Annotated in this window: 9 protein-coding genes, 6 tRNA genes and 2 rRNA genes (1 of these 17 cut by a window edge); 16 read left to right on the top strand and 1 reads right to left on the bottom strand. The window is 58.3% G+C overall.

Translation table 11 applies throughout. The features are described from left to right. Together FFV09_RS03925 and rrf are read left to right on the top strand one after the other, a co-directional pair. A 23S ribosomal RNA gene (locus tag FFV09_RS03925) occupies window positions 1-148 on the top strand; it begins 2786 nt to the left of the window's first position. Window positions 149-360: 212 nt separating this feature from the next. Next, window positions 361-477: ribosomal RNA gene (gene rrf / locus FFV09_RS03920) — 5S ribosomal RNA — on the top strand. A gap of 325 nt (window positions 478-802) precedes the next feature. On the opposite strand, the gene FFV09_RS03915 is transcribed toward rrf, so the two are convergent. Beyond that, entirely contained in the window at window positions 803-1783 is a 981-nt protein-coding gene (locus FFV09_RS03915) for a ketoacyl-ACP synthase III (RefSeq protein ID WP_170314927.1), read from the bottom strand. A 215-nt stretch (window positions 1784-1998) separates the two neighbouring features. On the opposite strand from FFV09_RS03915, the gene FFV09_RS03910 reads away from it, so the two are divergent. The 14 genes from FFV09_RS03910 (at window position 1999) to yajC (ending at window position 10940) form a co-directional block, all read left to right on the top strand. After that, a complete protein-coding gene (locus tag FFV09_RS03910) occupies window positions 1999-2868 on the top strand; it encodes an NAD(P)-dependent oxidoreductase (protein WP_141450320.1) in 870 nt (289 codons plus the stop codon). Window positions 2869-3158: 290 nt separating this feature from the next. Beyond that, window positions 3159-3230: transfer RNA gene (locus FFV09_RS03905), tRNA-Glu, on the top strand. A gap of 6 nt (window positions 3231-3236) precedes the next feature. Next, a tRNA-Val gene (locus FFV09_RS03900) sits at window positions 3237-3312 on the top strand. 46 nt (window positions 3313-3358) lie between these two features. Next, a tRNA-Met gene (locus FFV09_RS03895) sits at window positions 3359-3432 on the top strand. Window positions 3433-3451: 19 nt separating this feature from the next. Continuing rightward, window positions 3452-3527, top strand: a tRNA-Asp gene (locus FFV09_RS03890). A 20-nt stretch (window positions 3528-3547) separates the two neighbouring features. Then, window positions 3548-3622: transfer RNA gene (locus FFV09_RS03885), tRNA-Gly, on the top strand. A 9-nt stretch (window positions 3623-3631) separates the two neighbouring features. Then, a tRNA-Arg gene (locus FFV09_RS03880) sits at window positions 3632-3708 on the top strand. Between the two features lie 305 nt (window positions 3709-4013). Then, entirely contained in the window at window positions 4014-4517 is a 504-nt protein-coding gene (ruvC, locus tag FFV09_RS03875) for a crossover junction endodeoxyribonuclease RuvC (protein WP_141446464.1), read from the top strand. Continuing rightward, window positions 4514-5134 (top strand): Holliday junction branch migration protein RuvA, encoded by a 621-nt coding sequence (ruvA, locus tag FFV09_RS03870; RefSeq protein ID WP_141446463.1) that lies wholly within the window; start codon window positions 4514-4516, stop codon window positions 5132-5134. The genes ruvC and ruvA overlap by 4 nt, the downstream gene beginning before the upstream one ends. A gap of 37 nt (window positions 5135-5171) precedes the next feature. After that, window positions 5172-6179 carry a Holliday junction branch migration DNA helicase RuvB gene (gene ruvB / locus FFV09_RS03865; RefSeq protein ID WP_141446462.1) on the top strand — a complete coding sequence of 336 codons (1008 nt, stop codon included), beginning with the start codon at window positions 5172-5174 and terminating at the stop codon, window positions 6177-6179. Between the two features lie 49 nt (window positions 6180-6228). Then, entirely contained in the window at window positions 6229-8343 is a 2115-nt protein-coding gene (locus FFV09_RS03860) for a SpoIID/LytB domain-containing protein (RefSeq protein WP_170314926.1), read from the top strand. Between the two features lie 7 nt (window positions 8344-8350). Continuing rightward, window positions 8351-9385: a tRNA preQ1(34) S-adenosylmethionine ribosyltransferase-isomerase QueA gene (queA, locus tag FFV09_RS03855; RefSeq protein WP_141446460.1), complete on the top strand. Its 1035-nt coding sequence runs from the start codon at window positions 8351-8353 to the stop codon at window positions 9383-9385. Window positions 9386-9409: 24 nt separating this feature from the next. After that, window positions 9410-10549: a tRNA guanosine(34) transglycosylase Tgt gene (gene tgt / locus FFV09_RS03850; RefSeq protein ID WP_141446459.1), complete on the top strand. Its 1140-nt coding sequence runs from the start codon at window positions 9410-9412 to the stop codon at window positions 10547-10549. Window positions 10550-10610: 61 nt separating this feature from the next. Continuing rightward, window positions 10611-10940, top strand: a complete 330-nt coding sequence (yajC, locus tag FFV09_RS03845; RefSeq protein WP_141446458.1) for a preprotein translocase subunit YajC — start codon at window positions 10611-10613, stop codon at window positions 10938-10940. Window positions 10941-11036 lie beyond the last annotated feature (96 nt).

The following is an 11036-nucleotide window of genomic DNA, read 5'->3' as shown; positions in this document are numbered from 1 at the left end:
AGCATCTAAGCGTGAAGCCCCCCTCAAGATGAGATTTCCCACACGCAAGTGGTAAGACCCCTTGGAGACGACGAGGTAGATAGGCAGGAGGTCGAAGCGTAGCAATACGTGTAGCTGACCTGTACTAATCGGTCGAGGGCTTATCCTATAGACTGGCGCAGCCAGGCTCTTCGGAAGCCTCTGCTTCGGTTGAGCACACTGCGCAGGCAAACACTTCATGACGCGAAGTGGATCGTTTCGGATCCGGTTTTCAAGGTGCAAACCTTGAGTTACAAAACAGAGCTGATTTGAATTGCTCGTGCCCGAAGGGGTTCGGCAATCCAAATAAAAACCTGTTCCGGCTTACTTCGTAAGCCTAGGTTTGGTGGTGATGGCAGAGGGGTTCCACACGTTCCCATCTCGAACACGACCGTTAAGCCCTCTAGCGCCGATGGTACTTGGACCGCAGGGTCCTGGGAGAGTAGGAAGCCGCCAAGCCAAAGAGAAAAAGCCTTTACCACTTACTCGGTAAAGGCTTTTTTGTTGTTTAAAGAGTATTTCATCCCTTGCCCTTAATTTTGCGCCCTTGCAGCCGGCGAAGCCGCTGCCTCTTCCCTGCGGCGTATAACAGCCCGCTTGACCGTACAGCATTCCCGCTTGCCTCTCAAGCGCCTGGAGGGTTGAGAGGCCTTCTCCCACCCAGGAGCGGGCCCGTTTCGAACCGGAGCGCCTTTGTCCTTCCCCTTTTTCCACCAGATGCTTTAATTCCAATCGAGAAAAGGGGGAGGGCAACGAAGCGCAGGTCGAAACGGGCCCGCGGCCCTCACCATCGAACAACAAGCCCCAAATGGGTCAGTCCCGCTCCGAATCCGTACATCGCAAGCAGGTCGCCCCGTTTGACTTTGCCCGCGTCGATACCGAGCTGAAGAGCCAAAGGAATCGATGCGGCTGAAGTGTTTCCGTAATATTCGGCGCTTGTTAGCGTTTTGTCTTTGGTAAAGCCCGCTTTTTCGGAGATCGAATCGATCATTTTCAGGTTGGCGCTGTGGGGAATGAACCAGTCAACCGCCGGCGTGCCTTCCGGCAGGGAGGCATGCAGCTGTTGAACGCCTTCCGGAACGGTGCGAACGGCCCATTTGTACACTTCGCGTCCGTTTTGCACGACTTTCCCGTTGCCGTCCAAAGGCTGTCCGTTCAACGTATCGGACATACCGGCGCGGTACACATGCAGGCCTCCGCTCCCGTCGCTGCCCATGTGGGCCGCGAGAAAGGCGCCTTCTTCGCTGTATTCGACGACTGCCGCGCCGGCTCCGTCGCCGAACAGGATGCAGGTGCTGCGGTCGGTGTAATCGATCGTTTTGCTCATGCATTCTCCGGCTACGACGAGCACTTTGCGATGCATACGCGAGGTGATCATTCCGTTGGCCAGATGGAGCGCGTACGTAAAGCCGGTGCAGGCCGCGCTCAGATCCAGCGTACCGGCGTTGGGCAGCTTAAACGCATCCTGGATGAGGCAGGAGACGGTAGGAAAAGGGTAGTCGGGCGTTGTCGTGGCGGCCAACACCAGATCGACGCCTTCGAGCGCGCCCGGATAACGCCGCAGCAAATCTTCCACAGCTCTTATGCAGAGATGCGAAGTGAATTCGTCCTCGCCGGCGATCCGTCTTTCCCGAATGCCGGTTCGCTGAACGATCCATTCGTCGTTGGTCTCGACCAGCGCTTCCAGGTCGTCGTTGGTCAGTCTGCGCTCGGGAACGTAAGTGCCGAGAGCGGCGATGCGTGCAGTCGAATGAATTTGGGTCATTACGCAGGTCAGCTCCTTTAGCACTTTACATTAGTACCTGGTACTAATATAAAAGGGTTACCTATTTTTTGCAAGTTTTTAACGAAACAAATTTGCCGGGTATGCTAAAGTTGAGAAGAGGCGAAGCCGTTCGAGTCGGGCATTTCGCCGCAAGCTCGCTGCTGAGCGACATTTTATCGAGAAAGAAAGGGTGGATAGATTTGGATTCCGCAAAAATGATCGTCGGATTCGCCGGTATCGGAGTCATGGGCAAAAGCATGGCCGGCCATATTTTGGACAAAGGTTACGAGGTGCACGTGTACAATCGGACCCCGTCAAAAGCGCAGGAGCTGATTGACCGCGGGGCGGTCTGGCAGGATTCGCCGGGGCAGCTGGCTGCGGCTTGCGACGTGATCGTCACGATGCTCGGTTATCCGCAGGACGTGGAACAGGTCTATACGGGCGAGGACGGCCTGATTCCCCATGCCAAAGCAGGCAGCTACCTGATCGACATGACGACCTCCAGCCCGCTGCTCGCGCGCCGTCTGGCCGAGCAGGGACAAGGCAAAGGGCTGCATGTGCTGGACGCGCCGGTCTCCGGCGGAGACGTGGGCGCCAAGAATGCCAAACTGTCGATCATGGTCGGCGGGGAACAGGCGGATTTCGAAGCGGTGCTTCCGCTGTTGGAGATTCTCGGCAGCAATATCGTGCTTCAGGGAGGGCCGGGAGCCGGACAAAACACCAAGATGTGCAACCAGATCGCGATTGCGTCCAATATGATAGGCGTCACCGAAGCGATCGTATATGCCGAGAAGGCAGGGCTTGATCCGAAAAAGGTGCTGAAAAGTATCGAGACCGGAGCCGCCGGCAGTTTTTCGCTCAGCAATCTCGTGCCGCGTATGCTTGACGGCGACTTCGAGCCGGGGTTCTACGTCAAGCATTTCATTAAAGACATGGGCATCGCCCTCGAATCGGCCGCCGAGATGAAGCTGGAGCTGCCCGGCTTGAAGCTGGCGGAATCGCTTTACCGCAAGCTGGCCGATGCCGGTTATGCCGACAAAGGGACCCAGGCGCTGTACAAGCTGTGGGCCGATCCCAAGGACTGACCCTAGCGAGAAGAACGGATAGCATGCAATCGTTCGGATCGGGCTGTACAAACGGCCTGGAAAGCTCCCGGCAGACCGGGGGCTTTTTTTGCGCCGCAGCGTTTGGACAGGGCTGTATGACGGGTAAAAAAGGGCACGGCTGCAAGCTTTACAGAGGCGTTTTTAAATTCTTTTAAGTTTTTTATCAAAAAGGGTTGACGGTTCTAATGCCTGCATGGTATATTATTTCTTGTCGCCGCGGACGAAACGCTGAAACGAGCGAGACGCCTGCAGGAAGCGAATGACAATGAGGCCCGTTGGTCAAGGGGTTAAGACACCTCCCTTTCACGGAGGTAACAGGGGTTCGAATCCCCTACGGGTCATAACATGGAGGCTTAGCTCAGCTGGGAGAGCATCTGCCTTACAAGCAGAGGGTCGGGGGTTCGAGCCCCTCAGCCTCCACCATGAAGACTTTAGTGACGAAGTCGGATATAGTAAGTATACACTCTGACGCGGGGTGGAGCAGCTCGGTAGCTCGTCGGGCTCATAACCCGAAGGTCGCAGGTTCAAATCCTGCCCCCGCAATTGTTTCACCTTTTGGCCTGGAACCGTGGTGTAGGGGTTAACATGCCTGCCTGTCACGCAGGAGATCGCGGGTTCAAATCCCGTCGGTTCCGCCATTTTAATTAAATAATGTTTTGCGGACGTGGCTCAGCGGTAGAGCATCGCCTTGCCAAGGCGAGGGTCGCGGGTTCGATTCCCGTCGTCCGCTCCATTGTTTTTTGCGCCCTTAGCTCAGCTGGATAGAGCGTTTGACTACGAATCAAAAGGCCGGGAGTTCGAATCTCTCAGGGCGCGCCATTTTATTTTCAACAAGCGTCTTTTCTGACGCGGATAAGAAAGACTGCTTTTCAGGCGGAAATTTCCGGCTCGAAAGCAGTCTTTTTTTGTTGTGGTCTGAACGATCAAAGATTTTGCCGCCGGGATGCCGAAATTGAAGAAGCGGACTTCCTTTTTGGGTGTCTCCTTTTTTCATCTTTTGCTATAATGAAAAGACGGATACATATGTTCGGTGGAATGTATGGGCCGGACTGGACAAGACGCGCAGCGGATAGCCTGCAAGGCGATGCCGTCGTTTGCTTTTTCGGGGAAAAGGAGAGATCAACTTGCGGATATTGGGAATCGACCCGGGGATTGCGATCGTCGGCTTCGGATTTATCGACAAAGAGGGAAGCAAATGCGTTCCCGTTCAATACGGATGTATTCAGACCGAGGCGCACACGCCCGACGAAGAACGGCTGCTGCATGTCTACGAAGCGATGGTGCAGCTGATCGATAAATACAAACCGGACGAAGTGGCGTTCGAGAAACTGTTTTTCAACCGGAACGTGTCAACGGCGATGCCGGTCAGCCAGGCTCGCGGCGTGCTCATTTTGGCGGCGCATCAGAAAGGCCTGCCGATCGGCGAATACACACCGATGCAGGTGAAGCAGGCGATTGTCGGATACGGCAAAGCCGAAAAGCGGCAGGTACAGGAGATGGTACGCATGTTCCTCAAGCTGCAGGCCATTCCGAAGCCGGACGACGTGGCGGACGCTTTGGCGGTCGCCATCTGCCACGCGCATTCGTCCACACTAAATTCCAAACTGAATGAGGTATTGCGAAAATGATCGATTTTGTGCGAGGGCAAGTGGCTCATCTGGAAACGGAATATATCGTCGTGGACGTGCAGGGCGTCGGGTACCGGGTCTTTTGCCCGAACCCTTACGCTTTTGCCGCCAAGGGAGAAGAACCGGTAACGGTCTACACCCATCATAGCGTGCGGGAAGATGCCATTTTGCTGTACGGCTTTTCCACGCGGGAAGAACAAAAGCTGTTCCGCCGCCTGATCGAAGTATCGGGCATCGGACCGCGAGTCGCGTTGGGCATTTTGGCGGGGGGAACCCCGGAGAAAGTCGTCTCGGCGATCCAGCAGGAGAACCTCACGTTCCTGATCAAACTGCCGGGCATCGGGAAAAAGACGGCGCAGCGCATGGTGCTCGATCTCAAAGATCGGCTGGACGGATTCGCGGCGCCCGCGCTCGGCGGATTGTTCGACAACAACGCCGCGGCCGAAGCGGAACTCGACGGCGGCGGCTGGAGAGAAGCCCGCGAAGGTCTCGAAGCGCTCGGATATACGGAAGCGGAATTGGATAAAGTCTGGATGCACCTCAAAGAAGACCTGCAGCCGGGGGAACCGGTCGATCTGCTCATGAAACGGGCTTTGAAGGTTCTTTACAAAGGCTAAATGCGGTACAGTATAAACGGGGAGGAACGGTGGACTTATGGATGACCGGATCATATCGGCCAATCTGATGATGGAAGACCAGGCGGTGGAACTGAGTCTGCGTCCCCGCTATTTATCGGAATATATCGGTCAGAATCAGGTCAAGGAAAACCTGAAAGTATATATCGAAGCGGCCAAAATGCGGGGGGAAGCGCTCGATCACGTGCTGCTGTACGGACCTCCGGGACTCGGCAAAACGACGCTCGCGAACATTATCGCGAACGAGCTCGGCGTGAACCTGCGCACGACGTCGGGACCGGCGATCGAACGTCCCGGTGATTTGGCGGCGCTGCTGACGAATCTGCAGGAAGGCGACGTGCTGTTTATCGACGAGATTCACCGGCTGCACCGGACCGTCGAAGAAGTGATGTACCCGGCGATGGAAGATTCCGCGCTCGATATTATGATCGGCAAAGGTCCGAGCGCGCGTTCCGTGCGGCTCGATCTGCCGCCGTTCACGCTGATCGGCGCGACGACGCGCGCGGGACTGCTGTCCGCGCCGCTGCGCGATCGCTTCGGCGTCGTGAGCCGGCTCGAATTCTACGGCGTCGAAGACCTCGCCTTTATCGTCTCGCGCAACGCTGATACGCTGAACGTCGAGATCATCGGCGATGCGGCCGAAGAGATCGCGCTGCGCGCCCGGGGAACGCCGCGGATCGCGAACCGGCTGCTCAAGCGCGTGCGGGACTTCGCTCAGGTGCGCGGAGACGGGATTATTACGCCCGAGATCGCGGCCGAGGCGCTGTCGCGCTTGCAGGTCGATCCGCGCGGACTCGACAGCATCGACCATAAGATGCTGCGCTCGATGATTCAAAGTTTTCGCGGGGGACCGGTCGGGCTTGATACGATCGCCGCGACGATCGGCGAGGAGAGCCAGACCATCGAAGACGTGTATGAGCCTTATTTGCTGCAAAGCGGATTCATCCAGCGCACGCCGAGAGGCCGCGTTGTGACTGCCCAGGCTTACGCCCATCTGGGACTGCCGATGCCGGAAGACGGAAAATAATTCGCCTCGACCGATGAAGAGGCCCCGATCCACAAGGAGGAACGCAAGCATGATCAAGCAACGCTCGAACGCCAAGCCCCTCAAATGGGGGAAACCGCTGCTGGCAGCGGCCGTCGCCCTATCCTGCCTGCCGCTGAGCGCACCGGCCCATGCGGCCGAAGCCGATAACGCGGTACGGGTAGGATTGTTCCTGAATTTGGGGAGCACGTACAAGCAAACGACGCAGAAGATTACCCTTACGCCGGAAAGCACCGTGGCATTCGGACTGAGAACAGGCAACGGGTACGCCAAAGGGTTCTCGATCGCAGCCGGCAGCGCAGCGGCTTTCGCGCTTGACGGCGCCAAAGTCAAACTGGGCGAAAGCTCCGATCTTCAGGCGGTCTCTTCGGTTGCGTCCAAGCTGAAGTCCGGTTCCGACAAAGTGTCCGTCTACAAGATCAGCCGCGGCGGACGGGACGTGTATCAGCTGTACGCCGGTCCGTACGCAAGCGACAAAGCGGCAGCCGACGCGGCGGCGCGCCTGTCCGCTAGTCCGGCCGTCAAGGGGATCGCCGGACTCTCGCCCAAAGCGACCGGTTCCTTCTCGCTGAACGCGGGCAGTTACGCATCCCTCGGCGCAGCTGCCCCGGCGCTGCAAAAAGCGCTGGATGCCGGCTTGGACGGAGTCGTCGCCGTATCGAGCGACGCCGCCGGCAAAGCCGTCTACAGCGTCCGCATCGGCGAAGAAACGTCGTCGGCCGCTCTCGACGCGATCAAAGCCGCGGCTTCCGGCGCACTCGGCGGCGCGCTGCCGGCTGCGCCGGACTCCGCTTCGGCGTCGATCGCGCTGCGCAGCGACGCTACGGCGGGCCTTGCGGCCGGCACGGCTTCCCCGCTGTATCTGTTGACGCTCGGGGAAAAAGACCGGTTGTGGGTCGACGGCACGGCGGAGAGCGGCATCCGCGTCGAAGAGCGTTCGAAGCGTTCTTACCGCGGCGGCCTCGAAATCGGCGTCTACGGCAGCCAGCTGTACCTGGTGAACGAGCTGCCGATGGAGCAGTATCTCTATTCGGTCGTCGGTTCGGAAGTTCCGGCTTCGTGGCCGGCGGAATCGCTCAAGGCGCAGGCCGTGGCGGCGCGCAGCTACGCGACGGTGCAGACGCAGACGACGACCAAGTTCAAAGTGGCCGACGTCGTCGACTCCACGTTGAGCCAGGCGTATAACGGCATCGCTTCCGAGAGCAAGACGGTCAACGCGGCCGTCGACGCGACGAACGGCGAGATTCTCGAGCAGAACGGCAAGCCGGTCGAAGCGCTGTTTTCTTCCAATGCGGGCGGCGTCACTTCCGATCCGGTCGAAGTATGGAACAGCGGGGGCGGCAGCCTGTTCTCCAGCGTTCCGTCCGAATCGGACAGCGCGGCGGCGGCCAATCTCAAAAAATGGTATCACGTCGCCCTGGCCAACGGAACGGTCGGCTACGTGCGCGAAGATAACGTCAAAGACAAAGGGACCGACGCGACCGGCTTCCGCAAAATGACGGTGACGGCCCCGAGCACGAAAGTGCGTCCGCTGCCGATGATTCAGAGCAGCGTGTCGGAACTGTCGAAAATGAATCCGGGCGACGAAGCGCTCGTGCTGGAAGTCGTTAGCGAATCGAATACGTACGAATGGATTCGCGGGCCGTATACGTCGTCCCAACTGCTGACTTCGCTCAAAGGGCGCACGACGACGAAGCTGCCGACGACGATCCAGACGATTCAGGTCAGCCAGCGCGGCCCTTCGGGCCGGGCGACGGAAGTGAAAGTGAACGGTACCAAAGTCGACGTGAAATATCCGGACATGTTCCGGACCGCGTTCAGCGGGCTGCCGAGCACGCTGTTCGACGTCGTGTCGGCGGATGCCTACACGGCGATCACTTCGGCGACGGCTTCCGGCAGCTCAAGATCGGCGCAGCTCAAGATCGGCGCTTCCGCGAAAACGGGCACGATCAGCCGCAGCCTCGCGGCGGTCGGCAGCAATACGTCCGCGGTGACGTCGGGCACCGGATTCTTTTTCGTCGGCCGCGGCAACGGCCACGGTCTCGGCCTCTCCCAATGGGGAGCGAAAGGACTGGCCGACCAGGGACAAAGTTACGAAGACATCCTGCTTCGCTATTACAATAACGTAGAACTCGTTAAGGACTGAAGACTCCATGAATGTAGAAGATTACGATTTTGAACTGCCCGAGCGCCTGATCGCGCAGACGCCGCTCGCCGAGCGGTCGTCTTCGCGGCTGCTGACGCTGGACAAACGTACGGGCGAGATGGCGCATGCGCATTTTTACGATATATTGGACATGCTGCATCCGGGCGATACGCTGATCCTTAACGACACCCGCGTCATGCCGGCGCGCCTGCACGGGATCAAGCCGGAGACGGGAGCGCGGATCGAACTGCTGCTGCTCAAAAATATCGAAGGCGACCGGTGGGAGACGCTGGCGAAGCCCGGCAAAAAAGCGAAAGTCGGTTCGGTGCTGCGTTTCGGCGACGAACTGGAAGCGGTCGTGCTGGAAGAAGGCGATATGGGCGCCCGGATCATCGAGTTCCGTTATGAAGGCATCTTCCAGGAAATTCTCGACCGTCTCGGCGAAATGCCGCTTCCGCCTTATATCAAGGAACGGTTGGACGACCGGGAACGCTATCAGACGGTCTATGCCAAGCACGAAGGCTCGGCCGCGGCTCCGACGGCCGGCCTGCATTTTACCGAAGAACTGCTGGATCGGCTGCGCGCCAAAGGCGTGGAGATCGGCTTCGTGACGCTGCACGTGGGACTGGGCACTTTCCGTCCGGTCTCGGTGGAGAACGTCGAAGAACATGTCATGCACGAAGAATATTACGAACTTTCGGCGGAAACGGCCGAATTGATCAACCGGACCCGCGCACGCGGCGGCCGGGTGATCTCGGTCGGCACCACGTCGACGCGGACGCTCGAATCGGCGGCAAGGCGCACCCTGGACGACCAGGGACGCCTCGGCGCCGACAGCGGATGGACGCAGATCTTCCTGTATCCGGGCCAGGACTTCAAAATCGTCGACGCGCTCATCACGAATTTCCATCTGCCCAAGTCGACGCTTGTCATGCTCGTCAGCGCGCTTGCCGGACGGGACCGCGTACTTGCGGCCTACCGGGAAGCGGTAGAGCGGGAGTACCGCTTTTTCAGCTTCGGCGACGCCATGTTTATCTATTAAATTTTCTTGCAAAGGAACGATCCGATGACATCAGCAATCCGTTACGAACCTATCAAAACCTGCAAGCAGTCGGGCGCGCGGCTCGGCCGCGTGCACACGCCGCACGGCATCATCGATACGCCGACGTTCATGCCGGTCGGCACGTTGGCCACCGTCAAAACGATGAGCCCGGAAGAACTCAAGCAAATGGACGCGCACATCATTCTGAGCAACACGTATCACCTGTTCCTGCGTCCGGGACACGACATTATCCGCGAAGCCGGCGGCCTGCACAAATTCATGAATTGGGATCGCCCGATTCTGACGGACAGCGGCGGCTTCCAGGTGTTCAGCCTGGCGGAGATGCGCAAGATTACCGAAGAAGGCGTCAACTTCCGTTCCCACATTAACGGAGACAAGCTGTTCCTGTCGCCGGAAGTGGCGATGAACATTCAGAACGCGCTCGGTTCGGACATCATGATGGCGTTCGACGAATGCCCGCCTTACCCGGCGGAACATGCGTATCTCAAACGTTCGCTCGAACGGACGTCGAGATGGGCGGAACGCTGCCTCGAAGCTCATGCGCGTCCGCAGGATCAAGGCCTGTTCGCGATCGTTCAGGGCGGCATGCACGAAGATCTGCGGCGCCAGAGCGCGGCTGATTTGACTTCGATGGATTTCCCGGGGTATGCTATTGGTGGACTGAGTGTGGGAGAACCGAAACATCTGATGTATGAAGTGCTGGAGTATACGGTACCGCTGCTCCCGGCGAACAAACCCCGTTATTTGATGGGCGTCGGTTCGCCGGATGCTCTGCTCGAAGGCGCCATTCGCGGAGTCGACATGTTCGACTGCGTGCTGCCTACGCGCATAGCGCGTAACGGAACGACGATGACAAGCCAGGGCCGGGTAGTTGTACGCAATGCCCAGTACGCGAGAGACTTCGGTCCTCTCGATCCGAACTGCGATTGCTATACCTGCCGGAACTATTCCCGGGCGTACCTGCGTCACCTGATCAAGGCGGACGAGACGTTCGGCCTCCGGCTGACCACTTATCACAACCTCCACTTCCTGCTCGAATTGATGCGCGGCGTTCGGCAAGCGATCCGCGAAGACCGTCTGTTGGATTTCCGCGACGAATTTTTCGAGCAGTACGGCATGCACGCTAATGATAAAGGGTTCTAAACGCCCCACGGGTCCAGTACGATTCGTCGTACGGCCATTCGCACAATAAGGGGGATTCACCATGTTTCCATCTACAACGCTTACGGCTGCTGCCGGATCGGGCGGCGGACTGCTCATGACCATCGTGCCTTTCGTGTTCATGATCGCCATCTTCTACTTCCTGCTGATCCGTCCGCAGCAGAAAAAACAAAAACAGCGCAACGCCATGCTCGGCCAGCTCAAAAAAGGCGACAAGATCGTCACGATCGGCGGCCTGCACGGCACGATCCTCGAAATCACCAGCGATATCGCGGTCGTTCGCGTAAACGACGTCACGAAGCTGACTTTCGATCGCAGCGCGATCAGCCATGTCACGACTGCGGGTTCCGGCCTCAGCCTCGACAAAAAGTAAGCTAAGAAAAAAGTAAGTTAAGAGAAAAGTAAGCTAAGAAAAAAGTAAGCTTAATCGAACAAGGAAGCGCCGGCGGGGGTGGACCGCTTCGGCCTT

Source organism: Saccharibacillus brassicae, from assembly GCF_006542275.1.
GTDB classification, from domain to species: domain Bacteria; phylum Bacillota; class Bacilli; order Paenibacillales; family Paenibacillaceae; genus Saccharibacillus; species Saccharibacillus brassicae.
This window is presented reverse-complemented; position numbering and strand designations above follow the sequence as displayed.

Excerpts from the sequence above, each read along its gene's own strand:
- ruvB (WP_141446462.1), top strand. The coding sequence starts at position 5,172 with ATGGATGACCGGATCATATCGGCCAATCTGATGATGGAAGACCAGGCG.
- tgt (WP_141446459.1), top strand. The coding sequence starts at position 9,410 with ATGACATCAGCAATCCGTTACGAACCTATCAAAACCTGCAAGCAGTCG.
- FFV09_RS03915 (WP_170314927.1), bottom strand. The coding sequence starts at position 1,783 with ATGACCCAAATTCATTCGACTGCACGCATCGCCGCTCTCGGCACTTAC.
- FFV09_RS03860 (WP_170314926.1), top strand. The coding sequence starts at position 6,229 with ATGATCAAGCAACGCTCGAACGCCAAGCCCCTCAAATGGGGGAAACCG.
- FFV09_RS03910 (WP_141450320.1), top strand. The coding sequence starts at position 1,999 with ATGATCGTCGGATTCGCCGGTATCGGAGTCATGGGCAAAAGCATGGCC.
- ruvA (WP_141446463.1), top strand. The coding sequence starts at position 4,514 with ATGATCGATTTTGTGCGAGGGCAAGTGGCTCATCTGGAAACGGAATAT.
- yajC (WP_141446458.1), top strand. The coding sequence starts at position 10,611 with ATGTTTCCATCTACAACGCTTACGGCTGCTGCCGGATCGGGCGGCGGA.
- queA (WP_141446460.1), top strand. The coding sequence starts at position 8,351 with ATGAATGTAGAAGATTACGATTTTGAACTGCCCGAGCGCCTGATCGCG.